This is a genomic window from Trichocoleus desertorum AS-A10 (genome assembly GCF_039962155.1).
Lineage (GTDB): Bacteria > Cyanobacteriota > Cyanobacteriia > FACHB-46 > FACHB-46 > Trichocoleus.
The window spans coordinates 103,930-129,360 of the sequence record NZ_JAMPKN010000014.1; the positions used below are offsets into that span (position 1 = coordinate 103,930).

General features: G+C 47.0%; 25 protein-coding genes. 9 read left to right on the forward strand and 16 right to left on the reverse strand.

Going from position 1 to position 25,431, the window contains the following annotated elements:
• Nucleotides 1-71 precede the first annotated feature (71 nt).
• A complete protein-coding gene (locus tag NDA01_RS18390; RefSeq protein ID WP_348229081.1) occupies nt 72-902 on the reverse strand; it encodes a TlyA family RNA methyltransferase in 831 nt (276 codons plus the stop codon).
• A gap of 73 nt (nt 903-975) precedes the next feature.
• On the opposite strand from NDA01_RS18390, the gene NDA01_RS18395 reads away from it, so the two are divergent.
• Nucleotides 976-1,584 (forward strand): hypothetical protein, encoded by a 609-nt coding sequence (locus tag NDA01_RS18395; RefSeq protein WP_348229082.1) that lies wholly within the window; start codon nt 976-978, stop codon nt 1,582-1,584.
• Nucleotides 1,585-1,751: 167 nt separating this feature from the next.
• On the opposite strand, the gene apcB is transcribed toward NDA01_RS18395, so the two are convergent.
• Both apcB and NDA01_RS18405 read right to left on the reverse strand, forming a co-directional pair.
• Nucleotides 1,752-2,261 carry an allophycocyanin subunit beta gene (gene apcB / locus NDA01_RS18400; protein ID WP_190434623.1) on the reverse strand — a complete coding sequence of 170 codons (510 nt, stop codon included), beginning with the start codon at nt 2,259-2,261 and terminating at the stop codon, nt 1,752-1,754.
• Nucleotides 2,262-2,614: 353 nt separating this feature from the next.
• On the reverse strand, nt 2,615-2,977 hold the full coding sequence (locus NDA01_RS18405) for a hypothetical protein (protein WP_348229083.1): 363 nt from the start codon (nt 2,975-2,977) through the stop codon (nt 2,615-2,617).
• A gap of 520 nt (nt 2,978-3,497) precedes the next feature.
• On the opposite strand from NDA01_RS18405, the gene glnA reads away from it, so the two are divergent.
• The 4 genes from glnA (at nt 3,498) to NDA01_RS18425 (ending at nt 7,519) form a co-directional block, all read left to right on the forward strand.
• The gene (glnA, locus tag NDA01_RS18410; protein ID WP_190434626.1) at nt 3,498-4,916 is read left to right on the forward strand and encodes a type I glutamate--ammonia ligase; all 1,419 of its coding nucleotides are present in this window, start codon (nt 3,498-3,500) and stop codon (nt 4,914-4,916) included.
• 170 nt (nt 4,917-5,086) lie between these two features.
• Complete coding sequence (locus tag NDA01_RS18415; protein WP_190434629.1) at nt 5,087-5,995, forward strand: ferritin-like domain-containing protein; 909 nt, start codon at nt 5,087-5,089, stop codon at nt 5,993-5,995.
• 242 nt (nt 5,996-6,237) lie between these two features.
• Complete coding sequence (locus NDA01_RS18420; RefSeq protein WP_190555167.1) at nt 6,238-6,738, forward strand: YbjN domain-containing protein; 501 nt, start codon at nt 6,238-6,240, stop codon at nt 6,736-6,738.
• The gene (locus tag NDA01_RS18425) at nt 6,695-7,519 is read left to right on the forward strand and encodes a lipoate--protein ligase family protein (RefSeq protein ID WP_348229084.1); all 825 of its coding nucleotides are present in this window, start codon (nt 6,695-6,697) and stop codon (nt 7,517-7,519) included. Before NDA01_RS18420 ends, NDA01_RS18425 begins: the two co-directional genes overlap by 44 nt.
• Here NDA01_RS18425 and NDA01_RS18430 read toward each other — a convergent pair.
• On the reverse strand, nt 7,505-8,734 hold the full coding sequence (locus NDA01_RS18430) for a site-2 protease family protein (RefSeq protein WP_348229085.1): 1,230 nt from the start codon (nt 8,732-8,734) through the stop codon (nt 7,505-7,507). The genes NDA01_RS18425 and NDA01_RS18430 overlap by 15 nt on opposite strands.
• A 316-nt stretch (nt 8,735-9,050) precedes the next feature.
• Entirely contained in the window at nt 9,051-9,326 is a 276-nt protein-coding gene (psaK, locus tag NDA01_RS18435) for a photosystem I reaction center subunit PsaK (RefSeq protein WP_190434640.1), read from the reverse strand.
• Between the two features lie 221 nt (nt 9,327-9,547).
• On the opposite strand from psaK, the gene NDA01_RS18440 reads away from it, so the two are divergent.
• A complete protein-coding gene (locus NDA01_RS18440; protein WP_348229086.1) occupies nt 9,548-10,213 on the forward strand; it encodes a phosphoribosylanthranilate isomerase in 666 nt (221 codons plus the stop codon).
• 79 nt (nt 10,214-10,292) lie between these two features.
• Here NDA01_RS18440 and folE read toward each other — a convergent pair whose 3' ends face one another.
• From folE to NDA01_RS18485, 9 genes are all read right to left on the reverse strand, one after another.
• Nucleotides 10,293-11,000, reverse strand: a complete 708-nt coding sequence (gene folE / locus NDA01_RS18445) for a GTP cyclohydrolase I FolE (protein ID WP_190434647.1) — start codon at nt 10,998-11,000, stop codon at nt 10,293-10,295.
• Nucleotides 11,001-11,057: 57 nt separating this feature from the next.
• Nucleotides 11,058-11,783: an SDR family oxidoreductase gene (locus tag NDA01_RS18450; RefSeq protein WP_348229087.1), complete on the reverse strand. Its 726-nt coding sequence runs from the start codon at nt 11,781-11,783 to the stop codon at nt 11,058-11,060.
• A 419-nt stretch (nt 11,784-12,202) separates the two neighbouring features.
• Nucleotides 12,203-13,183 carry an acetyl-CoA carboxylase carboxyl transferase subunit alpha gene (gene accA, locus NDA01_RS18455; protein ID WP_348229088.1) on the reverse strand — a complete coding sequence of 327 codons (981 nt, stop codon included), beginning with the start codon at nt 13,181-13,183 and terminating at the stop codon, nt 12,203-12,205.
• 287 nt (nt 13,184-13,470) lie between these two features.
• Entirely contained in the window at nt 13,471-15,516 is a 2,046-nt protein-coding gene (locus NDA01_RS18460) for a hypothetical protein (protein WP_348229089.1), read from the reverse strand.
• A 70-nt stretch (nt 15,517-15,586) separates the two neighbouring features.
• Nucleotides 15,587-17,476 carry a hypothetical protein gene (locus NDA01_RS18465; RefSeq protein ID WP_348229090.1) on the reverse strand — a complete coding sequence of 630 codons (1,890 nt, stop codon included), beginning with the start codon at nt 17,474-17,476 and terminating at the stop codon, nt 15,587-15,589.
• Nucleotides 17,477-17,500: 24 nt separating this feature from the next.
• Nucleotides 17,501-18,190: a glycosyltransferase family 2 protein gene (locus NDA01_RS18470; protein ID WP_190434661.1), complete on the reverse strand. Its 690-nt coding sequence runs from the start codon at nt 18,188-18,190 to the stop codon at nt 17,501-17,503.
• 12 nt (nt 18,191-18,202) lie between these two features.
• Nucleotides 18,203-18,775, reverse strand: coding sequence for a class I SAM-dependent methyltransferase (locus NDA01_RS18475; protein WP_348229091.1), 573 nt, complete (start codon nt 18,773-18,775; stop codon nt 18,203-18,205).
• Between the two features lie 89 nt (nt 18,776-18,864).
• Nucleotides 18,865-19,884, reverse strand: coding sequence for a long-chain acyl-[acyl-carrier-protein] reductase (locus NDA01_RS18480; protein WP_348229092.1), 1,020 nt, complete (start codon nt 19,882-19,884; stop codon nt 18,865-18,867).
• A 242-nt stretch (nt 19,885-20,126) separates the two neighbouring features.
• Entirely contained in the window at nt 20,127-20,822 is a 696-nt protein-coding gene (locus NDA01_RS18485) for an aldehyde oxygenase (deformylating) (RefSeq protein ID WP_190559813.1), read from the reverse strand.
• 327 nt (nt 20,823-21,149) lie between these two features.
• On the opposite strand from NDA01_RS18485, the gene NDA01_RS18490 reads away from it, so the two are divergent.
• Complete coding sequence (locus tag NDA01_RS18490; protein ID WP_431193444.1) at nt 21,150-22,031, forward strand: carbohydrate ABC transporter permease; 882 nt, start codon at nt 21,150-21,152, stop codon at nt 22,029-22,031.
• Nucleotides 22,032-22,117: 86 nt separating this feature from the next.
• Nucleotides 22,118-22,384 carry a transporter suffix domain-containing protein gene (locus NDA01_RS18495; RefSeq protein ID WP_190434675.1) on the forward strand — a complete coding sequence of 89 codons (267 nt, stop codon included), beginning with the start codon at nt 22,118-22,120 and terminating at the stop codon, nt 22,382-22,384.
• Between the two features lie 123 nt (nt 22,385-22,507).
• Here the strand turns inward: NDA01_RS18495 and NDA01_RS18500 are convergent, their stop codons facing one another.
• Both NDA01_RS18500 and NDA01_RS18505 read right to left on the reverse strand, forming a co-directional pair.
• Nucleotides 22,508-23,584 (reverse strand): hypothetical protein, encoded by a 1,077-nt coding sequence (locus NDA01_RS18500; RefSeq protein WP_190434678.1) that lies wholly within the window; start codon nt 23,582-23,584, stop codon nt 22,508-22,510.
• 126 nt (nt 23,585-23,710) lie between these two features.
• On the reverse strand, nt 23,711-24,196 hold the full coding sequence (locus NDA01_RS18505) for a DUF4112 domain-containing protein (protein WP_190555180.1): 486 nt from the start codon (nt 24,194-24,196) through the stop codon (nt 23,711-23,713).
• A gap of 351 nt (nt 24,197-24,547) precedes the next feature.
• Between NDA01_RS18505 and NDA01_RS18510 the strand changes: the two genes are divergently transcribed.
• Entirely contained in the window at nt 24,548-25,423 is an 876-nt protein-coding gene (locus tag NDA01_RS18510; protein WP_348229093.1) for an SDR family oxidoreductase, read from the forward strand.
• Nucleotides 25,424-25,431 lie beyond the last annotated feature (8 nt).

The following is a 25,431-nucleotide window of genomic DNA, read 5'->3' on the forward strand; positions in this document are numbered from 1 at the left end:
AGTGGAAGTGTTTCGATATCTTGAACTTTTCTCGCTGTCCTCCGACACTTGCCGCCTAACCCCTTCATCCGTTATCCTTCCTCCTTCACTCCCGTAAGTGCTTGTTGAGCCGCTTTAGTGCTCTGGACGATCGCGCCTAGGTCCGGGGTGGGAACGGAGTCACTCATGCTTAGCCATAAAAGGTATTCGATGTTTCCGGCTGGGCCTTGTAGGGGGGACCAAGTTAAGCCTTGGTAGTGCCAACCGAGGGCTTGGGCAGTTTGGATGACTTGGGCGATCGCTTCTGCTTGGTCTTTGGGGTCGCGGACTACGCCGTTCTTGCCAACGCGCGATCGCCCCACTTCAAATTGTGGCTTCACAAGCAAAATTGCTTCTCGTGGTTCTTTGAGCAATTGCCACAGAGCGGGTAATACTTTCGTTAAGGAGATAAAGGAGACATCGGCAACTCCTAGATCGGCATCGGGCTGACCTTGCTCGTACAGCTCTTCTGGTTTTAAGTGCCTGAGATTAGTGCGCTCTCGGAGGACCACACGCGAGTCTTGGCGCAGGGTCCAGGCTACTTGCCCATAGCCAACATCAATGCCGTAGACTTTCTGCGCTCCTGACTGCAACAGACAATCGGTAAAGCCGCCTGTAGAAATGCCGCCATCTAAGCAGACACGACCAGTGATTTCAATGGGAAACGCTTCTAGGGCTTTGGCTAGTTTTTCGCCGCCTCTAGACACGTAGGGCGATCGCTGCTTCACGGCAATCTGAGCCGTAGGGTCAATCTCGGTACCCGGTTTATCCACGACCTGCTGGTTCACCCTGACTTCCCCCGCTCGAATTAAGCGCTGGGCCTGCTGTCGAGAATCACAGAGTTTTAGGTCTACAAGTAAGGTATCGAGTCGTTGCTTAGCCAAGGAACTGCACTAAAAAATTAAAATGAAGGAACACCTATAAAATAAAGCTTTTGAGGCCATCTCATCTTCCACCATGCCACCCGAAGGTTCTTCGCAGACGACCGTGAATCCTCCACCTCGCATTTTAGAGTCTCGAACTCAATATCAGCCTTGCCACATCCGAGTACCCGACTTAGACACTCGCGTTGCTGCAATTCGTGTGAATGGTAAGTTCTACAGCCTACTTAAGCTAGTGAAAGAGCGACAGCAAGCTCTAGAAATCGCCAACCGTCTCGCCAATAAAGGTGAAGAAGCTGTTATTACGGCGACCATCAAAGGGGATGCAATTTGGGTCTTAGAGCGAGAGGCTTATCTAGATCTTCCGGCTCAGACTGATTTAGCACCCACGGCACAGACAACGGGCAATAGAGAAGGCCCAGCAACAGCTAAAGTTTTGGAATCTCGCAACCAATATCGTCCCTGCCATATCCGAGTCCCGGATTTGGAGCACCGATTGTCAGCCATTGCAGTCGAGGGACAGTATTACAGCTTCTTCAAAGTTGTTAAAGACCGAGCCCAAGCACTTGAGGTTGCTGCTAGGCTGAGCCGTCGTGGTGATCAAACTGTTATTACTAGCAGCGTCAAGGGAGATGTGGTTTGGGTATTAGAACCGGATGCTGAGTTAGACTTCCGGCACCTTTAATCCTGGCAACAAATGCCAAAACTTAAAAACTAGTAAGGGCAAAACTAATAGGGGTAAGCTCAGCAACAACCTTTGCCCACTCGCAAATCTTGCTCCCAAACCTACCCCTATCTAGCTCAAACCTGAATGCCAAGACTCACCCCAAAACCTAGGGGTTAATCGAGCAATTAAACGTCCTGTTCACTGAGTTCGCGAGTCATGTAGTCAAAGGGTTGATCCACAAAGGCAGGATCAGCAATACCAGCGGCGGTTGCTTGCTCTTTGACAATGTCCTTCATTAATTGGATGCCACGTACTGTGGGGCCGATGGGAACTCCTAGAGAGTTGTAGGTTTCCCTTAGACCTTCCAAAACTCGCTCATCCAAAACGTCCATATCTCCTGCGACCAGAGCATAGCTGGCATAGCGCAGGTAGTAGTCCATATCCCGCAGGCAGGCTGCATAGCGACGAGTGGTATAAGCATTACCACCAGGACGAATCAATTCTGGAAGTTCGTCAAACAGGCGCGATCCTGCTTGCTTGACGATGGTGGCAGCATTCGCGTTAATGACTGCTGCGGCCTGAACTCTAGCTGTGCCACTGCCAAAGTAGGATTTCAGTGAGTCAAGGGCGTCCCGATCAAGATATCGGCCCGTAATGTCGTAGTTTCTAATCAGGCTTGTCACTGCGTCCCGCATGAAATGACTCTCCTAAGTGGTTCCTATACGTGTTTGCTATTTTTGACCCGCGTCAACCAGTTAATAGCCAGTCGTTCTAGCTACTAAACGCTGGACGTTTTAATAGGTTGAAGATGGCCCATGCAATTGCTACAGCTTACTGCACAAAATGACTCTGTACTCCTAGCACAGCGCTGACTTCAACCGTGAGTCGGGCTGGTGCATTAGGATTTAGGGTTAAGTTTACCACGGCAAGATCAGCGTAATTGGCGCTGAATTCGAGCTGAATGGCTTCTAATCTGTTAAGTTTTATGTGCCTTATTTTCTACTACTCTCAACATTTAGAAATAGTAGGAATTAGTAAGGTTAAAGATTTAAGAGAAAACTTTGTCTTTAGAGCGCTGACCAAATGTTGACTGCTGACTTCGACGATTCACTTGACGTGACACTTCACAATTCACCCGCCGTGATGCTTCGCGATCGCCCAACGAACAAGCCGGATACTGAGTTTGTCCAGAGAAACTCAGCCAATTGCGGCTCAGGGCTGGAGCTGGCAAAACGTGCAATTCTTCCGGGTAGCGAGGCATAGGGTCACTCACCAGAGAAATGGGCGGTACCATCATCGGGTCGTAACTGGCAATCACATCCACCATACCTGGCTGATGCTTCAGCTCAACCTTCTGGCCTGGCCGATATTTCAGGGCCTCTTGTTGGTCAAAATCAGTTTCAAAAATCATAGTGATTAGAAATACGGAACTGTAGCTTCTGATACTATTTTAAGGGCCAACTCAGCCTAAAAATGAAAAACTGTCAATTCCGCTACAATTTTTCATTTTTCAAGAGAAGGCTGAAGGAGGACAACGACAAATTTAATTTCGTCCGTATTTTGGTAAGCTTCAAGAGAGTTTGGTAGCAAAGGATACAAACTATCCCCAACCCTATTTTTAGGATGATTCAGGTATCACCAACCCTGCCGATGAGTGTGTGCTAAAAGACGCCGCAAACATTGCAAAATGCAAAGTGCCTCTAGAAATAACGAGTCGCAGGAATCATCAAGTAAAAGTTGTGACTGATCACCCATCAACCGCTAGTGACTTTGGGATTGGCTGACTGCTCATGTCTCGGCTCTACCTTTGTCACACCGTTGAGGCAGTGCAGTTCTGAATCAGGTTGTGCTCCATCTATATCACCTGGCTGACCTCCATCGCTCGCAGACCTCTCCCTTCCTAGATTTGCCCAGACATTAAGGAGTAATTCATGGCGACTGCACAAGACATCTTGAATCTGATCAAAGAAAAACAGATCAAGATGATTGATCTTAAATTCATTGACATGCCAGGAACCTGGCAGCACCTCACGGTCTATCATGACCAAATCGATGAGAGCAGCTTCACCGACGGGGTGCCCTTCGACGGTTCCAGCATCCGGGGCTGGAAAGCCATCAATGAATCAGACATGTCAATGGTGCTCGATCCAAACACCGCTTGGATTGATCCGTTCATGGCTGAGCCTACTCTCAGCATTATTTGCAGCATTCAAGAGCCTAGAACGGGTGAGCCTTACAGCCGTTGTCCCCGCACCATTGCTCAAAAAGCAGTCGATTACCTCACCTCCACGGGCCTTGGTGACACCGCTTACTTAGGTCCTGAAGCAGAATTTTTCGTCTTTGAAGATGTACGGTTTGACCAAACCGAGAACGAAGGCTACTACCATGTGGATTCGGTAGAAGGTCGCTGGAACTCTGGTCGCAAAGAAGAAGGCGGCAACTTAGGTTACAAGCCTCGCTACAAAGAAGGCTACTTCCCCGTTGCGCCCACCGACACACTGCAAGACATCCGGACCGAAATGCTGTTGGTGATGGCTGAGTGCGGCGTGCCCATCGAGAAGCATCACCATGAAGTTGCTACGGGCGGTCAGTGCGAACTGGGCTTCCGCTTTGACACTTTGGTTCGCGCCGCAGACCACTTGATGACCTACAAGTATGTGATCAAGAACGTTGCCAAGCGTCACGGCAAAACCGTTACTTTCATGCCTAAGCCTTTGTTTAACGACAACGGTTCTGGTATGCACACTCACCAATCCATTTGGAAAGGTGGTCAGCCTCTATTCTGGGGTGATGGCTACGCCAACCTGAGCCAGATGGCTCTCCACTACATTGGTGGCATCCTCAAGCATGCTCCTGCTCTGTTGGCTCTCACCAACCCCACCACCAACTCCTACAAGCGCTTAGTACCTGGATTTGAAGCGCCTGTAAACTTGGCTTACTCCCAAGGCAACCGCTCTGCTTCTATCCGGATTCCGCTGTCTGGCACTAACCCCAAAGCGAAGCGCTTGGAGTTCCGTTGTCCTGATGCGACTTCTAACCCCTACCTCGCTTTCGCAGCCATGCTCTGTGCAGGTATCGATGGAATTAAGAATCAAATCGATCCGGGTGAGCCTTTGGATGTGGATATCTACGACCTCAGCCCTGAAGAGCTGTCGAAGATTCCTTCCACCCCTGGCTCTCTGCTCGATGCCCTAAAGGCTCTGGAAGAAGACCATGAGTTCCTGACTGTGGGTGGCGTCTTCACCGAAGACTTTATCAATACCTGGATTGAGTACAAGCTCGACAACGAAGTCAACCCCATGCGGTTACGGCCTCACCCCTACGAGTTTGCGCTCTACTACGATGTCTAATCTCCTGAATGCCCTGAACATCTAGTTTTTTAGCTACCGCTCAGGGTAGTTTGCAAGCCACTCTACGGGGTGGCTTTTTTATGGCTCGCATAGCGCATCAATTTTCTAGGCTAAGCCAGGAATGACTACGCTAGGATGAGAGAGTTGCTTTACAAAACCACATAAAAAGTATGACTGTTGCTTATCCTCGCAAGCTGCTCAACACGCTGGGCGCACGCGAGATTTTGAGCCAAGTAGTGCGCGATCGCGAGCTACATTTAGTCACTCTCAACCGCTACCGCTATAGTGAGCAGCGCAGTTGCAAAGACTTAACTGATTTAATCGAACAGTTGGATGGGCAGCCTCCGGAGCTAATCCGTGATCTTTCTCGACATATTTCTGATGAAGCTCGGCACGCCATGTGGCTGACGGATCTCTTGGTGGATTTGGGTGCCAATGTCGGCTTGCCACCTGGTTCTTCTTATATTCAAGAGTTTGAGCGCTTACTTGATAGCGAGGCTGTGGATCTAGGACGCGATCGCGATGAATTCTTGATTTCGGTCCTAGCAGCCATTAACGTCACTGAAAAGCGCGGTTGCGAGTATTTTTCGGCTCACATTCATGCTTTGAAAAAAGCTCCGCAAACTGAGGAAAATATCAAAATCCGGGAAACCATTGAGCGGATTTTGCCTGAGGAAGCGGGGCATGTACGCTGGGGCAACCGCTGGCTAGCAGAACTGGCTCGCAAGAGTCCAGAACACGCTCAGAAAGTAGATTTAGCCAAGCGCAAGTACGGAGCTGTTGAGCAAGCTGCCTTTGAATCAGGTATGGACATTACGCTGGGGGCTGAGATCCGTCGGGTGGAGAAACTGATGGCGATCGCCGAGACCATGCCATTGTGGCAACGCCCTCAATACCTGATGGAGCGGTTGCCCCAAACCCTACTGGCACCCGATCTGCAACAAACGCGGATTGACGTGGTGCAACGGGCTTGGAAGCGTGACCCTCAAGCTTTCTTACAAAAATTTGTCCCTATGTTTATCAGTGGCATCAGCAAACCAAGCACCAGCAAGCCGGAAAACGCCAAAGCCACCGCCTAGCGGTCTGGCGATTGACTAAACGCACATAATGGCATTGCACATTATGAAATGCTGTCTGTAGGGGCAATCCCTTGTGGTTGCCCTGCCCGGTGACAGAATCGGCACAAGACCTGCCCTTACTTGAATTATTCCGTGATTGAAAAATCCCTCACAAGCTACAGTTGGGGTAGCGACAACCGACGAGACGTGAGGTAGATTGGTACTTGCGTCACGCCGATCTACTCTACTGAGCAGGAACTCCTATGACTAACTATCAACCCGATGCGGAAGCTGTCTCAACCCAGAGTTTATCTAGCAATCAGCTGGTTAACGAGCTAATCGAGAATTCTACCCAGAACAATCACGCAGATGTGATTGAAACAGTGATTTCTAGTTTGGATCAAGACCAAAGCGCAATGGTCAATCATACCGAGAGCGGCCATCTGTGGAAATTTAAGTATGGTAGCGTCGAAGTTTTTGTCCAACTCACGGGCAACACGGACGACGACACATTTACCACTTGGGCGCAGATTTTGAAGCTGCCTGTGCAAAATGAAGCCCAGCTTCTCCGCAAATTGTTGGAGATGAACTGGAGCGACACCTTTGAAGCTCGTTTTGCTCTGATTGATGAGCAAGTTGTCGTTGTGGCCACCCGCACCGTTGCAGAGTTATCTCCGGGTGAAATCTCCCGCGCCATTACTGTGGTTGCCTCTATTGCCGATGACAACGACGACGCCCTCCAAGCTGAGTTTAGTGCCGCTTGAGTCTGCAACTCCGTGGCGCTTCATTCCCCCATTCCAAGCGCCAGGCCGAGTGCAAATGGCTTTGGATGCTTGGCTGTTTCGTCAACATTGCTTAGGACTTCACCCTCCCACTCTACGGTTTTATACCTGGGCTCCAGCGGCAATTTCCTTGGGCTTCCATCAGCGGCAGTGGCCTGCTGAGTGGCAAGAAATTACTTGGCAGGAAAGGCCATTAGAGTTGGTGCAACGACCAACTGGCGGTCGCGCTGTGCTGCATCAAGGCGACTTAACTTATGCCGTGATTAGTTCCAGTTTCGCAGGCAACCGCACGCAAGCGTACCAAGCCATTTGCGAGTTTTTGATTCAGGGCTGGCGATCGCTTGGCGTTGAGTTGCAATATGGCGAGGCAGGCCGAGGCTACATTCACAATCCCAACTGCTTTGGCACAGCCACTAGCGCAGATTTAGTTCTGTCAAACGGCGAAAAACTGATTGGTAGTGCCCAGCTACGCCGAGGGTCTGCAATTCTACAGCATGGCTCTATGCGCTTAGAACCCGATGCTACTCTCTTTGCCCAAGTATTTGGACCTGATAACCTGCGTTTGCCGAAGTTGCCTTTATCTTTACAGGGAGAAGCTTTGACTCAAACGCTTATAGAAACTTTGGCCACAACATTGCAACGCTGCTTTGGGGTGCAACTAGTGCCGCAACCGCTCTCAGACGCGGAGTGGCAAGCCTTCATGACCCAAGCAGAGCTGAGCCAATCACGCGCTGGCTCTGGGCAGCGGTTAGTTAGCTTCTAGAGAAAATGATTCTGCGGTTGTCCGAGCGATCGCAGGCAACGGTAAACCCGGAGGGTAACTGCCTTCTTCCTTAATTCGCTTAATGGCCGCTTCAGAAACTTGGATATTCAGTTTATTGCCAACTGCTCGGACAATATCACCGCGATCGATCACGCCTGCAACAGTACCAGCTGGAGACAATACGGTAATCCGGTTGAGCTGCTGAGTCTCCATTTGATTGATCACCTCAATCAAGGCAGTAGACTCCTGGACCGCAGGAATTGCTGTCAATGGGTGCAGCACTGCTTGTAGGGCTTGGTTTTCCCATTGGCTCCGCTCCACTTGGCGTAAGTCATCAGCCGCCACCATCCCGCGATAGCGCCCCTCTGAGGCGGCAAAGTAAGTGGGAGGTTGAGCAACTTCTAGCAAATAGTCATCTGCAAACTGACGTAAGGTGAGATTGGCATCTACTACTCGAAATTCTCGGGTCATCGCATCTGCGGCTTTGATCTGCATCAAGGCTTCTTGCAAGTCAGTCATGCGATCGTAAGCGTTAGCATTCCGCAAGATAAACCAACCCAGAAACGCCACCCACAATCCACTAATGAAATAGTCTGAGTTCAAAAAGACAACGAACATTCCGAGGATAATGGCAAACCAGCCCAAAGTTTGGCCAGATCGTACTGCCCAACGCACACCTTGAAATCGGTTGCCTGTCGCCTTCCACACCGCCGCCTTAAAAATTTGGCCTCCATCCAGTGGCAGTCCAGGAATCAAATTGAACAAGGCTAAAACTAAGTTGATGCGGGATAGATCAGCGGTGACGACTGCAATCACGCTCTGAGTTGGTAAAGTATGTGCGATCGCTCGCAACAGCAGGTATAAGCTGAGGCTGACCGCAGGCCCCGCGACGGCAACCTGAAACGCTTTGCCTGGAGTTTTAGATTCCTGATCGATGGAGGCAATCCCTCCAAACAAGAACAGCGTTATTGAGTTAACTTTGATTCCCTGCGACTGTGCTACTAGGCTATGACCCAATTCGTGTAGCAGTACCGAGGTAAACAATAATAGAGCGAGTATGAAACCCGCAGCCCAAGCAAAAGCTGGATTCCAGGATTGTTGTTTGAGGTAGTTCTCGCTGTTGAGGATCGAAAAGAACGCGAGAACATACAACCAATTGGGGTCGATAAAGAGGGGAATACCAAATACAGATCCGATTCGCCAGCCTGCCTGCATAGGAATTTCCTAAATTGAGGTTGATCAATGCGGCCAAAACCCAGCCCCATTGTTCTGCGCTGCCTTTCCTAAAGGTGCAGCTAAGTCAGGCTCAGTCGATGTATGCGGTACTAATTTTATGAAACAACCATCTAGCTAGAGCCCTCTCCCTAATAGCATAGACAATGGCTCACGGAAACATCAGGCTAGCGGTGCCGTAGATAATCAGCAGCTAGAAAATAGGCAAAAAAAAGTAGTAGTGCTAGCCTGTCAAGAAACTTCGCAAGGCTGAGCGCTACTACCTGAACTAGATTGAGAGTTTCAAAAAGTGCGGAGTCTAGAGAACACCTGCGTTGGTGAGCCCCAGGATGACACCTGCACCTAAGATATGACCAAAACTCATGGTGGCGAGTAACTCAGGAACGCCAAAATTGCTAAAGAGAGCAGGGGTTTGGACAGGAAGTTTTGGACCTACACCCTTCTTTCTGATCGCAAAGCGACCGATCGCAACTGCAAATAAGCAGCAAGCAGTCATAATTAGCCCGATAGTGGGGCTCCAATCAGTGGAGCGAGCCGAGGCCACCTGTAGCGCTAGCAAGGTCGGATAAAGCAAGATTTTGTCTCCTGCATTGATAAACTTATACAAACAAGAAGGATTATAAAAAGAGCCTTCTAAACAATTAGGATTTGTCTTAAGAGTTAACAGTCCACTAAACTTTTGCTACAAATCCGCAACAGTTTCGGCAACCGATCGCGATTGCAACCACCTCGATCAATCCTGAACCTTGGTTAAACATCTTACCGACAACCTACTTAACGAGTTTACAAGTCAGCATGCGGGTTAAAATTTGCGGCATTACCAAACCAGACCAAGGGCGAGCGATCGCAGAACTGGGAGCTACGGCTTTAGGATTTATCTGTGTTCCAGTTTCCCCGCGCTATGTTTCGGCTGACCAAATTCGTCAGGTAGTAGAGCAGTTACCCCTTAATCTCCAAACAGGTCACTTAGTAGATCGGATCGGTGTGTTTGCCAACGCAACGCTAGCTGAGATTAGTCAAGTCGTCGCGATCGCTGGCTTGAACGCTGTTCAACTGCATGGCGCAGAAACCCCAGAATTCTGTGTTCAGGTACGTGAGACATTACCAGACATAGAAGTGATTAAAGCGCTCAGAATCAAAGCGGCAGCAGCACTCCAGGAAGCCGCCGCTTACTATAGTCACGTTCATACCCTTCTATTGGATGCCTATCACCCTGGGCTCCTAGGAGGCACAGGTGTCACCCTGGACTGGCAAAGCTTGCAAAAATTTGCGCCCGCTTGTCCTTGGTTTTTAGCTGGTGGCTTAAACCCAGACAATATTACTCAGGCACTCGCTCAGCTACAACCCGACGGTATCGACCTCTCAAGTGGAGTTGAGCGATCGCCCGGCGACAAAGATTTATCCCAGGTGGCTCACCTCTTTCACCAACTTCAACAAACACAAAAAATAGGGGTCAGTTAGACTCACCCCTACCTTTTTTATTTTGCTCCCCTTCCCTGCTAGGGAAAGGGCTGGGGGTTAGGTCACCCAGAATGGTGCTTTAGAAGAAAGAAGGACGATGACGAATCAGGTTGAGAAACTCTTCACGAGTTTTCTGGTCATCCTGAAACACACCGACCATCGCGCTAGTGACTGTCCAAGAGCCTGGCTTCTGCACACCCCGCATCACCATACACATATGAGTCGCTTCTATGACAACAGCCACACCTTTGGGATCCAAAATCTGTTGTACCGCTTCAGCGATCTGACGAGTTAGGCGCTCTTGCACTTGTAAGCGACGGCCATACATCTCAACGATCCGAGCTAATTTGCTCAGACCTACCACCTTTTGGTTGGGGATGTAAGCAACATGCGCTTTGCCCATAAACGGTAACATGTGATGTTCGCAGAGACTGAAAACATCAATGTCTCGCACCAAGACCATTTCGTTGTGGCCTTCATCAAAAATGGCACCATTCACCAGTTGCTCTAAAGACTGGGTATAGCCACTCGTAAGAAAGCGCATAGCATCTGCCACTCGCTTGGGAGTTTTCAGCAATCCCTCTCGCTCCGGATCTTCTCCCACCCCTAGCAAAAGAGTCCGGACGGCATCCGCCATCTCATCCTTGAGTTCGTTATCCGCAGGAGGAACTACTTTGGCCTCTTGACCATGAAGTGTATTGCGATCGGGCCGAACTTCAGGGGTTATGGAATCAGACACAGTAGGTACGTTAGAGCCGGTAGCACTGTTGGAAGAAGCAGTAGTCATAAGTTAGAGATTTTGTAGCTGCAAAGTGGGTGTTGCCGAATCAGGAGTGGAAAAAACTTAAAACACTCCTGCGTTGGGCATCAAGGTTAACTCTTCCATCACAGCCTGCTTGGGTAAAAGCACGGCTTGTAGAATTACTTGAGCCACAACTTCTGGTGTTAACATCGCCGAGCGGTCGAAGTCAGCCTGAACAGTCTCAGTATCCCAAAGCGGTGTGTTAACTGAGCCTGGACAAATAGCAGAGACCCGAATACCGTTAGCTCGTTCTTCAGCCGCTAGGGCTTTGGAGAGGGCCATGAGGCCAAACTTACTGACGCAGTAAGCTCCCCAGTTGGGAAAAACTTGCTGTCCTCCAATGGACACCACATTAATGATGGTTCCCTGTTGGCGATCGCGCATGCTAGGCAAAATACCTTGGATGCACTGAAACACACTTGTCAGGTTGAGATCTAGCACTTGTTGCCAGTCATTCAATGGAGTTTCCATTAGACTGCCGGTGTAGGCGATGCCAGCATTGTTAATCAGGATGTCTAGTGGGCCAAAATCTGCTGCGATCGCACTCATGCGCTCTTTCACTTGGTCTACTTGAGACAAGTCCAGCGGATAAGTTTTCACTGTAACGCCTGCCTGTCTTACCTCGTCGGCGACCGCCGCCAACTTCGATTCAGAGCGGCTGACCAACGCCAAATGAATCCCAGCTTCGGCAAACGCTAAGGCCGTTGCTTTGCCAATTCCACTGCTCGCTCCTGTAATCAGAGCGTGCCGTTCTATTAGAGAAGCCATGAAATATCCTGATTCGCTCTCATCAATTCCAGCAATCTAAGCTATCGGAAACTTGAGATTCGCTGATGCAATTTTTAAGTAGTTAGTAAGCAAATTAATCGTTGCCGCAGCACAACCACAGCTTTAAAACCAACCGAGGGGATTCCCTGTTTGAGACCATTTCACTCCCGTTGAATTTTGAGAATCTCTCTTGTCTTTAAGCAGTTAGTGGTTGCAGGCGCGACCAGAACGAGCACTTCCATGGTGAAGCATTTAGAGGCCACCGAGGAAATGTAAAAAAATGTTACCTCGTGAATTATATCACTCAGAATCAAGACCGCCTACTCGTAGGCGATCTAAGCTCCCTAGCTAGGTAGTGATTAGGGCAGATTTGTGCCTTAAATTCAGAATCGGGGTTGAGCTAAGCAGTCTGGAATCAACTATGCCGTGGCTTCTAAGAAAACACCAATATTACGAAACTTCTGATAGCGTAGCTCTCGCCGTTGCTGATTCGTCATTTGGCTCAAATCTTCCAAATGCTGTAGGAGAGCCTGCTTTAAAGTTGCCGCCGCTTCCAAGGGGCTAGAGTGTGCACCCCCAATGGGTTCTGGCAAGAGTTGGTCCAAAATGCCTAAACTCTTCAAGTCCCAGGCCGTAATTTTTAGGGCTTCTGCGGCTTGAGGGGCTTTACTAGCATCCCGCCACAGAATTGAAGCACAAGCTTCAGGGCTAGCCACATAATACACAGAATGCTCGAACATTAACAGGCGATCGCCGACGCCAATCCCCAGAGCACCACCAGATCCACCTTCACCAATCACGGTACAAATAATCGGCACGTCTAGCCGAAACATTTCCCGTAGGTTATGGGCGATCGCTTCCCCTTGCCCAAACCGCTCGGCATCCAACCCAGCCCAAGCGCCAGGTGTATTAATGAAGGTTAAAATTGGCATGCCAAAGCGATCGGCATGCTCCATCAATCGCATGGCTTTGCGATAGCCACCCGGTGCTGCCTGACCAAAGTTGCGAGCCACGTTGTCCTTAGTATCTCGCCCCTTCTGATGCCCCAAAATCACCACAGGCCGACCCGCGAACCGAGCTACGCCCCCGACCAAAGCAGGGTCATCGGTGCCTCCGCGATCGCCATGCAACTCCATCCACTCGTCACTAATCGCTTGAATGTAATCGAGGGTGCTAGGCCGACGAGGGTGACGTGCTACTTGAAGCCTTTGGGCAGGAGACAAACTGCTGAAAATTTCTTGGCGAAGTTGCAAAGCTCGCGCCTCAAGCTGACGGATCTGATCAGACACATCGACGTCATTTTCTTCTGCAAGTTCACGAATCTGATGAATCCGTGCCTCTAGCTCTGCCAAGGGCTTTTCGAAATCTAAAAGAATAGGTCTGCGTTCAGTCGTTGCCATGCCAGCGCCACACTACTCCGAAGTAACAGTTACAGAAAGATCCTGAGGCTTCGCTACCCTGCCCCTCAACCCAGGCTACACCTTCTTGCACCCTTAATTAAAGGTGTTTCGTACTTCCCAACCACCTTTAAATACAGTTCAGTAGCGAAATATCTACTACTTAGTGTCTTTGAATTTCCTGACTCTGAAATTACTGCTAGATTTCATTCTTGTGGATGCAAAAGGGTACTCATAAAAATCGACAAAGGAAACCAGCTACTTTACATTACTGGCAAATCAGAATCACCTTACTGCGCAGCAACATTCACGGCAAGATCTTTAGTTTTGGCACCTCTATCATCAAACCAAGCTACTCCTTCCTGCACCATTGTCAAACGCAATATATATTTCCCAGGAACGTCAGGAGCTTTAATTTTTGCATTCAAGAGAATGGATTCTTGAGGCGAGACCTTCAAAGGCAGTTCAGTCCGCTCTCCATCCCATAACGCTACTTTGCCATCCAGTCCAATCCAGTGATAGGAAAAACGCACAGGCTTTAAACCTTTAGCAAACCAAAGGAAGTTACTGGTATTTTTGACCCTAACCGGCAGCGTCATCGCTGAACCCAGTTTCAGACTATTAGGAGGATTAAGCACTTCTATAGCTTGCGCAAAGATTTGAAGGGGGATCTGAGCTGAATAAGAAGTAAAATTGCCCGCAAAACTCCGGTATTGAATTTTTCCATGAGGGGCAACCACAGATTCCGCTTCTGTGTAATCTGTTGGAAAAATAACGCACAGCTGCCCCTTAAAGTTTTTGGGTAGCAATTTGGCAACCTGGTCTAAATTCTTACGAGGCTCGTTCGCCATAGAACCATCATAGCCAGGAGGCGTCCAGCCTGAATATCCATTAATTACAGGGACGTTAGCTTGAATACCTGCTCCCATCGCAGACAGCTGTTGAAACCAAAAACTGGGATCTGCGGTCGTGGCTGAGACATAAGCAATATCACACCCCTTTTTCATTAACTCCTGCATTTCTAGCTCTACTTGGATAAAAGAAGCCTTTTCATAGCTCGCTAGGCTTAAAGCGATTTGCTCAGACAAGCCCAAAAGACAAACTAAACTCGCCACCAATACTCGCCATCTTCGAGGTTGACTTGCTTTTTTGATGTACGAATCAAAGCAGACAATTACCGCAATCAATAGATAGAAGTAAAGAACAAGCGATATTCGAGTTACTGCTCGAATTGCAGAGCCTCCAGGCACAATTTCATAGATAGCTCGCCAAAGAGAGAAATGACCAACTTTGAGCGATAGAATAAAGAGAATAGCAACGACTACCAAGCAGGTCTTAATTAGCAGTTCTCTTTCGAAAGTCAGTACTTCTTTCTTTCGCCAAAGAACATAAAGTGAAAACCCTGTTAATAGGACAACTGCAAAACCTAAAAATAGATGATGCTCAACAGGCCAAGGCAGAAAATTCTCAGGCTGGGAAGATAATAAAGGCCACCATAAACTACCAGGAGCAGGACGTAGCCAAGAAGTAAACTTGGGCAATATATCTGCTACTTCTGAATAAGGTCTTCCCCCAATTAGCTTTTTCGTTTCTAGATAAGGGGCGAATAGCCCAATAATCAAGGTAGACCAAGCTAAAACTGCGGCAATAAAGACTTTGTAATTTTTTCTAAGATATTCAAATAAATTCTGTTTAATATTTTTATCCAGAAACCAGGCAACTGAAAAAACAAAAACTAAACTAAATAATAGAAGCCAACCCAAATAAACTGAAGCCAATAATTGAAAGTAAATAAATAATAGCGTTAAAACTAAACGTTTGTTGGTTGGTTGACGAATAAAATCCCAACAAAACCAGAAAGCAAGGGGTGTAAAAAATTGAGGTAGTAGCTGTTGGTGACCTAGCTGGGAAACTCTTGGCATACCAAAAGTAAATAAGAAGGCTCCAAAAGCTGACAACCAAGAGTTCACCTTATAATGTTGCATTAATAATGCAAAGCAAACGAAGCACAGTGTTAAAACTGCAATCATCCACAATTGGAAAGCCAATACAGAGTCAAAAAAAGTTCTAAATAACCAATAAATAGGTGCTGAACCAAACATATTCTCTGAAAAAGCAAGGACATTTTTCAAAGGAAAAAAGAAAGGAGGAGACCATAGTTCTCCAACATAATCTGTGTTCACTAATAGTTGAAAAGAGTGTTCCAATACATAGTTAACGAATCGAGTATCGCCTGGGTCAGATTGCAAACGTGAAAATCCACTTATAAGTGTTGGATAAAAAGTTGTAAGAACACCAAAAACTATTCCTATGCCGTAAGGAAGGAAGGAAATCATCCTTCTATAGAACACTAGTAAATGATTCACAGTTTAAGGCCTACCTATTTAGAAGTACAGTAGAAATCAATCAACGCTTTGCACAAAATTCCTTCAAAGCTTCTTCAGTAATTTGACATTTAATTATAATCTTGGCTTCATAAGATTCATATTTTGAGCTGCTTGGAAATTCTCCAATTCCCTCTGCAATCAGATCAAAAACTAGTCGATATGAACCTAGTTCTTTAGGTAATGCTAAAGCACCGATCGCTTCAGCGATATGGTTTTGCTCTACGATACCACTCACAAAAAGGCGAGTCTCGAGCACCTGGGTATTAATATGATCAAATACTCTTAAGCGAACTCTGGTCTCCCCTGGTATAACCCCGCTTTCATAACCAAGCCATCTAGACAGTCCAGTATTTCTCAGCTTAGCCCTTAAAATTAGCAGCTCACCTGGAGTGGAAATATCTGGTATGGGAACATATTTATTTAACTGTTGCGTATCAATTTTCTCAACTTCTTCAATCGTTCCTGCTAGCTTCTGAGAATATATTGCTATGTTTTCAATGGGTTTAGCAATCTGAAAGAACAAACTTTTGGCATGTCTAGATAACTGAGTATCTTTCAAGTCCCAAAGTCTCACAGGATAAGTGTCAACATTAATCGGCAATCCATTCCATTCTGCTTTACTAAAAGCACCTAGCACTTGAGAGAACGTAGAAACCACCAAAAAAATCAGAAAAACAGTTAGACTTGAAATGAATATTTTTCGATTGCTTGAAACAAAGTTGAATTGGCTATCAATAAAATATCCTATCAAGTAGCAAAGTACTGGATTTATATCACTAATAAATCTTGGGCCATATGAACCTCCAGCCCACCAAATTGTATAAAAGCAATAACTAAAAAACAAAATTATCCCAGCAATAGCTAAAGATGCAATTAGTCTTTCATCTTGACAATTTTTGGTTTTCTTGAAAACTTGCCAGAAGCCAGGAATACAAAATATGACTATGGGTGAGAAGACAAAAACACCTCTACTAGGGCTGAATAGCAATCCCAAAAACCCTTGTAGAAACTGATTAAAACTAAATCTATAAAATGTCACCTCGTAAGCACTTCCTAAAGCTGTATACCCACCTAGGAAATCACCAAAATTGTAGAAGTTCCAAGCCATTCCCAAGAGGCTAATAGGAAGACCCAAAAGCAGAAATAATGCTGTTCTTCTATATATTGAGACTAAATACAATATCGCCGCAATAGAGAAAAGTAAATTAGTAGGTCGAATAATAGGTAACAATCCACAAAAAAAACCTGCTAAAAACAGCAGGAATCTGAGGTGGTTTTTTTCGGTTCGATTAGCTTTTAGCAAACACAAGAGCAGACTTGCCAGCACTAAGTTAGTCGCAGTATGCTGCCATAAAGCTTGAGAACTAGTCATCCAAGTGTTTGTGGCAAAAGCATATATAAAAGTAGAAACAAGAGAGGTGGCAAGAGAAAATTTCAGACGACTAGATATATAAAAGATGACAACTGACAGGGAAGTAGCTAGTGTTGCCGCAAGTTTTTCAAAAGCTTGTCTATAAGGCTCAAAGCTTGCATTAGCTAAATTAAAATCAAAGGAAATACCTGTAATGTTAGTTTTTATAAAAGCTATCACATCTAAGTAAATCGAAAAAACTAAATAAATTGGCAAACTAACAATAGCAGTGCCAATTGGGTAGACAGAAACTAGATGATTGCCTTTAGACTCTGCAAAAAAATACGGTAGACCATCGTAGTCTTCAAAAAAATAGTTATTTCTAAAAGAATCAAAGTAAAGAGTATGGTTCTTTAGCCAATTCAACGCTAGTAATGAATTAGGTAAAGAATCTCCAGTACTTATTAATTTTTTATTAGCTAGATAAACGACACAACAAAGCGTAAAAACAAGAAGGCACTCAATACATAAAATATTCTTTGATTTTTCAGCCTGCATCTTCTGACTAGCTCAGAGCTAGAATCAACGAAATAGGTTGTACTTCAAAATACAGTAAATGGCTCGAAATCCATCCTTCCAGCCAATTTTTTTACCTTCTTTATAGGTTCTACCATAGTAGGATATGCCAACTTCGTAAATACGGCAGTCCATTTTAGCAACTTTTGCAGTCACTTCAGGCTCAAAGCCGAAGCGATTTTCTTCAATCTTGACTGCCTGAATTACCTCACGCTTGAAAGCTTTATAACAAGTTTCCATATCAGTGAGATTAATATTAGTTAGCATATTAGAGAGAGTAGTTAAAAACTTATTCCCTAACATATGCCAGTAGTAGACAACTCGGTGGGGCCGACCTCCCATAAAACGAGATCCAAAGACTACATCTGCTTTGCCGTCTAGGATGGGTTGGAGCATCAAAGGATATTCTTGAGGGTCATACTCCAAGTCTGCGTCTTGCACAATGACGATGTCTCCAGTAGCCGCTTGAATACCACTACGTAGGGCGGCTCCTTTGCCATAATTCTTCTTGTGGTAGAGCACCTGATCAACTTGCGGCTCTATAGCGGACGCTAATAGACTCCTAGTGCCGTCAGTAGAGCAATCATCTACAATGATGATTTCTAAGTCTTTGATTGGAGAGGCCTTCACTGCTTTAACGATCTGCTCAATACTACCTAATTCGTTAAAGCAAGGGATTACTACAGTTAGCTTCATCTGTTGACGGTTCTATTTAACAACAGTGCAGAAGTTGTTCATCCAAAGCTGAAAATATTGGTGATGGAAGCTACGAAAGTTAGTTTCTCCCACAAGCACCTTCCTCAACTTTTGTCGGTTATAGTACCTTTTATGATCTTTAATCTCTGCTTCAGATACAATTTTCAATTTATATGCTAGGAACTCCAGAATGGGTTGTGCCCAAATGGAGGGTACAGTGATTATTAGCTTACCGTCAGGCTTTAAAACTCGATGAATTTCTTGCAAGATTTGATGCTCGTGTTCGATATGCTCTAGCACAGCTAGCATCGTTACTACGTCAAAACTGGCATCCGCGAAAGGCAAGGAACCATCAAATTTGAACTGTAGAGTTTTGATGTTTTTGAACTCTACAGTGTCTACTTTGAAGTCTACTCCAAAGCCCTGGGCAATACGAGGAGCGATCGCTTTTAAGAAAACTGCTGCTCTACCACATCCTACATCCAGAACCGTGGAGTTTGGAGCAATTCGAGAAACGACTCTCTGAAGCCGCATCCATCGCAGTATAGGCTCTAAAAAGGGTTCACTCATAATTTTAGAGAGCATTTCTCCCAGGATATTTTGATGCTTTTTGGGAAGGCAAAAAGCATCAAACAGCGCATCAATTATCTCAAGATCTGAGCCAATTATTCAATTTAAAGTAGTAAAGGTCGAAATCCATGTTTCACTGAGGCATCTCCAATCTGATCCATTTTGTCAACCGTAATTTGGTTGCGCCCCCAGGAAAAATTGGTATGCCATTTCTCAAATTCTAGAAGCATAGATTCTGCAAAGCAGGCAAACAGTTGACGTGCAGGAGCGTCCATACTGACGATCTGCATAATTCGCCAATCAATGTCGAGGGAGTGCTCCACAATGCCGCCGTTCAAAACATGCACACCAGGATGCTGAATCTTAGTCCCTAAGTTTTTCGGGTAGCCACCATCAATCAGCAAACAAGGTTGCTTTAAGGCAGACGGATCAATCTCTACACCTTTGGGCATACTAGCCACCCAAACGACAATATCCGCTAAGGGTAAGGCTTCGTCCAGCTCCATGACTTTGCCACGACCTAATTCCGCTTGCAAATCGAATAAGCGCTCTTGATTGCGGGCAATGAGCAACAGTTCTGCCACATCTGTCCGAGCATCTAGCCAGCGGCACACGGCACTGCCAATATCTCCAGTAGCTCCACAAACCGCAACTGTCGCTTTCGAGAGTTCAATCCCTAATTGTTTTGCTGCCTGTTCAACTTGACGACAAATAATATAGGCGGTGTGAGTGTTACCAGTGGTAAAGCGCTCAAACTCCAGTTTGATATTTCGGACCTGCTGAATTTGATTTAGATTAAAATTCTCGAAAATGATTGAAGAGAATCCACCTAGAGCTGTGATGTTAAGGCCATGCTTTTGAGCATGAGCCATGGCATTAATCACTTTGCGAGTGGCTGCCTTGATGCGTCGTGTCGCCAACATTTCAGGCAAGAAGCAAGATTCAACGTACTTGCCTTCAATCTTTTGGCCCGTTAGGCTGGTGACCGTGATGGTGTCAACAATTTGCGGGGGAGCACTACACCAAAAATCTAATCCTTGATCAGCGTACTCTGGGTAGCCCAGCTCTCTGGCAACAGATTGGGCGTGTTCTAAACTAGTGAGGTGACCGATAAGACCAAACATGGACGGTTGGGGAGCCTACGATTCAGGCTAGCTTTAGGTTGGTAGTAATTGAAACGAGTAATTGCTCAAAGCACTCAAAAATACTACATAAATTTGCCGATCAGTTGGTAGGTTCTGATCGGCAAATTTGTGCAGGTACTAAATAGCGATCGCTCAGTAGAAAACAACTGATTCTGATCAAAAGGAAAGATTTACAGTGGGTTGCCTCATCAGACTCCTGAGGTTGCCTGAATGTTCCTAACTTAGGCAGCAGCAAGACCATAAGCAGACATACGCATGATATCGCGAGTGCTAAAACCAATGTTGCTCAGCGCTTCGCCATACTGGATCATGAAGTCTTCTACTAGAGCTTCTTTTTCCATGCCCAAAACCTGAGCGTCTTCTGCGACCTGGTTCAACATGCGCCAAACCAAGGGTAGGTTCTGCCGATTCGCTACTTCCAGCTCAGCTTTAGCAGTTTCAAAGTTAGCTTTGAGCCATTCTTCTCCGTAGTTCAGATGACTGTACTCATCTTTCACCACGCCTTCGGTGATTTTACGCGCGAAGTCGTCAGCGACGGGAATATAAATGTTGTAAGCTGCGATCGCAAAGCACTCAATAATGAGGGATTGAATCAGCAAGCAAGTCACAATCTGGTTGTTTGCCGCTGCGACTTGAAAATTACCATGCAGGTCAGAGAAGAACTGACGAGCAAACTCCATATCTGGCGTGACTTGAAGATTACGACCACAGGCTTCAAAGCCTTTCTTATGGCGATTCTCCATTCTGGCTAGACTCACCAATTGATCGTGATTGTCCGGCAGCATTTCAGCCAGCTTCAGGTAATTTTCGTGAGCCTCTTGTTCGCCTTCAATCACAATCGCGTTAATCCGACTGTAGGCATCTTTGTAGGCTGCGCTATGGAAGTCAATTTCTAGACTGGCCTCAAGCTGCGGCATGGATCTCTTGTCTCCTCATCATGAATCAGTCGGTGATAGTTCGACTTGGTAGAACTATGGACTAAAGATTGTGACGGCAGAATGTAAATTATTAATTTACAACCTTAAGTTACTTTAACCTTTTTTAATGGCGGATCGACCAAGCAGAAAGTGGGAATATCACAAGTTGACCCGTGAGTCGATCACTAAGCAGTTGCATCGAGACTCACGCTACTGTCTATTTATGACCTTACAGCATGAATAAGTAAGAAAACTCACCCAATGGTCATATTTACCATAACTATACGCGTACAGTACTCCTAAACCAGCGCACGAGGCGAACCGAGCGTGAGTCAGAATTTACCTGCAAAACTTAATGTCCCAGTCTCTCCCTCTGTCAAACCTGTCTGGATTTGGGAGCGGACTTTGGCATGGTTGAATGGCCTGCTGCTGCTCGTTGGGGCTGCGGTTGTTTTGTCTCCCCTGGCTATTGTTTTCTGGACTTCCTTGACACCGACTCCCGCACTCAGAAATTTAGGTGAAAACCTCGCCTCAAGATGGTCTTGGGACAGTTATCGGGAAGCTTGGCAACGAGGCAACTTTCTGTTGGCTTTCGCCAATTCAACGTTGGTGGCGATCGCCGTAACAGGGTTGCAGACTCTCACATCTGCTTTAGCAGGTTACGCTTTGGCTCGCTTCCAGTTTTGGGGGCGGCAGGCAATTCTCTTGCTCGTCTTGGCTACACTCGTAATTCCGTTTCAACTGTTGGTGATTCCGGTTTTCCTGATTTTGAAGTGGGGTCACTTAATTAATACCTACGGAGCGCTGATTCTACCCACAGCAGCCAACGGATTTGGCATTTTTTTGCTGCGACAGTATTTCCAAACGATTCCGGTGGAACTAGAAGAAGCCGCAGCTTTAGACGGAGCGACTCGTTGGCAGATTTTGTGGCGGGTGATGCTGCCGTTAGCTCGTCCAGCTTTGGTGACGCTATTTCTGTTTACTTTTATTGGTGAGTGGAATGATTTATTCAAGCCGCTTGTGTTTACGACTCGCCCAGAATTGCAGACTGTCCAGTTATCTTTGGCCAGTTTTCAAGAGCAATTTACAAACAATTGGCCTTTGATGATGGCAGCGGTGGTAATCGCAACTGTTCCAGTGGTGCTGCTGTTTTTGGTGGGGCAGCGGCAGTTCATCCAAGGTATTGCCACTACAGGAATCAAAAACTAGATGGTAGTTTCTACTACAGCCTTGAATCTTCAACAGTGCATGAAGCGGCCTTTATACTGAAAGACTGGGGTTGCAGGGGTCAGAGCATGCAGAAGTTAGGCTGGGTTTTAGTGGGGGTGTCGTTTTTGCCCTGGGCTGCGATTCCGTTGGTCTTACCCCGGCTACCAATTACGACAACGCAAAAAACTTTACTGATCCCTGTACTGCTGGTATTAGCAGAGATTTTGTTTTGGCTGGGGCTGCTGATTGTGGGGAAGGAGGCGGCGCAGCGCTATAAACAGTTTTTCAATTTCAAGACTATTTGGCGATCGCTGAAGCGGGGGATTAATCGGTTGGGGCGCAGTTTGAGGTAATCCGATCCTTGGGGGCACTCGCCCCTAAACCCCCGCTGAGGGACGGTTGCGTCCCCCAGACCCCCTCCAAACGAATCTAAGTATGAGTGTTTCGATGCTCTTGCTCTTTCTGTGTCTTACTCCTCACTCCTCACTCCTCACCCCTTCCCCTTCCTCATCCCTCAAGTCTGTTTGAATAGTGAGGCGGATTGTTCGGGAGGATTCTAGGCTACCGATTTGGGTTTCGACGACTTCTCCGGAGAGGTGGTTGAGGCAGCTAAGGAGCGATCGCAGGTGGGGGGTGCTGGCTCCGCTGTCTACGTAGAGGCGATCGACTAAGCCTGTGACTCGTTTCCAGGTGGTGTAAAGCTTGGCGATCGTTTGTTCGAGCTGAGCGGCTTGGTTGACTAAATCAGCGGTGGAGCTGAGGGAGCCGATGCGGAGAGCTTCTTCTAAAGCGGCTTCTAGGTCTAGGGACTCGTTGTTAAGGGCTTGGACGTTGGTGGCGGCTTCTAGATATTTGGCTAGGTACTTGGCTTCAGAAGTGACTTGCTTGAGAGTGTCTACGTCTGGGCTTTCGGCTACGGTTTCGCGGAGTTCTGCCTGGTGCGACTCTGGCAGTTTTTCCATTTCCCGCACGAATGGCGCTAGATAACGCGAGGGGATGGAGTTGGCGGCGGCTTTTTCTTTGATGACTTCTGGTAACAAGTCGGAGGTCATGGCGGTCCATTCGTCGGAGAGCTGCCGCACTTCGCGCCGGGTAATGCGATCGCCCCTTCTCGCGGCGTCACTCACCATTTGCTGCACTTCTGGCGCTGATTGAGCGGTTTCGACAAAGGCGCGTTTGCTAAAGCGTTCTACAGAATCGGTGTCGAGATAGCCACCTTCTAGTAAGGTATCGGCGCTGTCGGCTACCTCAATCAAGGAGTAGGCTTGGCTTTTGCTGATTTCTCGGTCTTGCAGCCACTTGAGAAATCCGGTGCCGCGTCCTTCCCCTCCCCGTTTTTCGCGATCACGGACGGTGCGCAAAATTCGGCCTCGCCAAATGTCGGTCTGGAGGTCAAAGCGATCGCAAACTTGCCAAGCGGCTTCTACCCGTTGCTGAAATTCTAAATCTGGAATCTGCTCATCTTCTGGATCAGGCAGCTCGAAATTGAGTTCTAGTCCACCTTCTAGTGCAGCTTCGGCAAAGTCGGTGGGAAATTCAGGGGCTTGAACCATGAGAAACCATGTGCAGAAAACAGCCGGATCATTATGACATGCCTACAAGGGGTTGCCATGAGAAAAACTGACCAAAGTTGGTGCGTCTGCGATCGCTCAGCCCCATTAACAACCCATCACTTGCCCTTAGCCACCTGTTAGTTGTCGGAAGAGCCAACTGAAGACTAAAAAGCTCAGTGTCACTACGCCAATAAATACAATAAGCAGTCCTAGCAGAGCTGCAACAACAACCCAACGGTTCACTGAGCGGGCATTAGCGGGAGCAACCCTAAGGTGATCTTCAAGCAATGCAACGTTTTTGGTATTAGCTTTCCAAGTTACGTCTAGGAAATCCCCTAGTACAGGCACCGTGCCAGCCACCGTATCAAATAGCACGTTGGATACCATGCGGGTTAAGGTTTCTTGAGACACGCCCAGTTTGGCACCTTCCCAAATAATGTAAGCCGAGAATAAAAAGCTCGCTAAATCTCCGCCACCGGGTAAAAGCCCTAGGATGGGGTCAAGCCCAAAGCGGTAGCGAGTTCCCGGAATCGTAATAGAGTTGTCGAGTAGGTGACTCAGGCTGCGAATTCGCTTGAGTCGAGCAGTTTTGGCATCTGAATCGAGACGCATGAGAGGTAGCCAATTAGGTTGGCAATTTAGAGTACTAGAATCCTGCTATCTTGTCACGTCGCTATTCTAGGATTATTAACATTTCTGATACCAACTCATGCAAAAAACACATAGCAAGAAGTTGTATCAAGAAACACTAGTAATGTTTGGCATGACTTAATTTCCCGAGCCAGAATATAAAACAGATTAAGTCAAACATCAGGGAAGATTATGGACCCTTTATTAGGTGCGCTAATCGCAGCAGCTACTGTTATTGCTTTACAAATTGCGACTTACAAACCACCCAAAGAAACTAAGAAAATTAGTGTAGTAATTAGTGGTAAGACGTACGAGATTACTGAGAAATAAAGCTTGAAAAAACTGTTAATCACCGGAGCCAGCGGTTTTTTAGGGTGGCACCTGTGCCAGATTGCTCAGCGCCAGTGGGATGTCTATGGCACTTACTGTTCCCAAGCGATCGCGATGGCCGGCGTCACGGCTCTCAAAGTCGATATCAGCGATTTTGTATCCCTGAAGCACTTATTTGAAACGGTCCAACCAGATGCAGTTATCCATTTAGCAGCGCAATCTAGCCCCAACTATTGCCAAACCCATCCTGAAGCTTCACACGCAATTAACGTTACGGCTTCCTGCAACATTGCAGGACTTTGTAGCGATCGCGCCATTCCTTGTGTGTTCTCTTCTACTGACTTAGTGTTTGATGGCCTCAATCCGCCTTACCGCGAAACTGACCCAGTTAATCCGGTGAATCTGTATGGGGAGCAAAAAGTATTAGCTGAGGCAGGGATGCGATCGCGCTACCCTCAAACTGCTATTTGCCGTATGCCCCTGATGTTTGGAGCGGCTAGCCCCACTGCTACCAGCTTCATGCAACCCTTTATCCAAATGCTTCGGGATGAGCAGGAGCTATGCCTGTTTACTGATGAGTTTCGCACGCCTGCCAGTGGTACGACAGCCGCTCAAGGACTCCTGCTAGCGCTCGAAAAAGTGCAAGGCTACGTGCATCTGGGTGGGAAAGAACGCATCTCCCGTTATGAGTTTGGCCGCTTACTAGTAGAAGTGCTGGGATTACCAGAAACCGGACTCAAAGCGGGCCGTCAACAAGATGTAAAAATGGCCGCCCCTAGACCGCCCGATGTTTCTCTCGATAGCTCGCTGGCCTTTTCGCTAGGCTATGCACCATTGTCTCTGCGCGAAGAATTAGAGGCATTAAGAGGTAATGTTTAGGCGATCGC

What these genes read in the sequence shown, in the direction of transcription:
- NDA01_RS18460 (WP_348229089.1), bottom strand. Translation starts at nt 15,516, where the DNA reads ATGATTTCCTTCCTTCCTTACGGCATAGGAATAGTTTTTGGTGTTCTT.
- glnA (WP_190434626.1), top strand. Translation starts at nt 3,498, where the DNA reads ATGGCGACTGCACAAGACATCTTGAATCTGATCAAAGAAAAACAGATC.
- NDA01_RS18420 (WP_190555167.1), top strand. Translation starts at nt 6,238, where the DNA reads ATGACTAACTATCAACCCGATGCGGAAGCTGTCTCAACCCAGAGTTTA.
- NDA01_RS18430 (WP_348229085.1), bottom strand. Translation starts at nt 8,734, where the DNA reads ATGCAGGCAGGCTGGCGAATCGGATCTGTATTTGGTATTCCCCTCTTT.
- NDA01_RS18495 (WP_190434675.1), top strand. Translation starts at nt 22,118, where the DNA reads ATGCAGAAGTTAGGCTGGGTTTTAGTGGGGGTGTCGTTTTTGCCCTGG.
- NDA01_RS18425 (WP_348229084.1), top strand. Translation starts at nt 6,695, where the DNA reads ATGACAACGACGACGCCCTCCAAGCTGAGTTTAGTGCCGCTTGAGTCT.
- accA (WP_348229088.1), bottom strand. Translation starts at nt 13,183, where the DNA reads ATGGCAACGACTGAACGCAGACCTATTCTTTTAGATTTCGAAAAGCCC.
- apcB (WP_190434623.1), bottom strand. Translation starts at nt 2,261, where the DNA reads ATGCGGGACGCAGTGACAAGCCTGATTAGAAACTACGACATTACGGGC.
- NDA01_RS18465 (WP_348229090.1), bottom strand. Translation starts at nt 17,476, where the DNA reads ATGCAGGCTGAAAAATCAAAGAATATTTTATGTATTGAGTGCCTTCTT.
- NDA01_RS18500 (WP_190434678.1), bottom strand. Translation starts at nt 23,584, where the DNA reads ATGGTTCAAGCCCCTGAATTTCCCACCGACTTTGCCGAAGCTGCACTA.
- folE (WP_190434647.1), bottom strand. Translation starts at nt 11,000, where the DNA reads ATGACTACTGCTTCTTCCAACAGTGCTACCGGCTCTAACGTACCTACT.
- NDA01_RS18415 (WP_190434629.1), top strand. Translation starts at nt 5,087, where the DNA reads ATGACTGTTGCTTATCCTCGCAAGCTGCTCAACACGCTGGGCGCACGC.
- NDA01_RS18475 (WP_348229091.1), bottom strand. Translation starts at nt 18,775, where the DNA reads ATGCTCTCTAAAATTATGAGTGAACCCTTTTTAGAGCCTATACTGCGA.
- NDA01_RS18480 (WP_348229092.1), bottom strand. Translation starts at nt 19,884, where the DNA reads ATGTTTGGTCTTATCGGTCACCTCACTAGTTTAGAACACGCCCAATCT.
- NDA01_RS18505 (WP_190555180.1), bottom strand. Translation starts at nt 24,196, where the DNA reads ATGCGTCTCGATTCAGATGCCAAAACTGCTCGACTCAAGCGAATTCGC.
- NDA01_RS18440 (WP_348229086.1), top strand. Translation starts at nt 9,548, where the DNA reads ATGCGGGTTAAAATTTGCGGCATTACCAAACCAGACCAAGGGCGAGCG.
- NDA01_RS18485 (WP_190559813.1), bottom strand. Translation starts at nt 20,822, where the DNA reads ATGCCGCAGCTTGAGGCCAGTCTAGAAATTGACTTCCATAGCGCAGCC.
- NDA01_RS18450 (WP_348229087.1), bottom strand. Translation starts at nt 11,783, where the DNA reads ATGGCTTCTCTAATAGAACGGCACGCTCTGATTACAGGAGCGAGCAGT.
- NDA01_RS18395 (WP_348229082.1), top strand. Translation starts at nt 976, where the DNA reads ATGCCACCCGAAGGTTCTTCGCAGACGACCGTGAATCCTCCACCTCGC.
- NDA01_RS18470 (WP_190434661.1), bottom strand. Translation starts at nt 18,190, where the DNA reads ATGAAGCTAACTGTAGTAATCCCTTGCTTTAACGAATTAGGTAGTATT.
- NDA01_RS18405 (WP_348229083.1), bottom strand. Translation starts at nt 2,977, where the DNA reads ATGATTTTTGAAACTGATTTTGACCAACAAGAGGCCCTGAAATATCGG.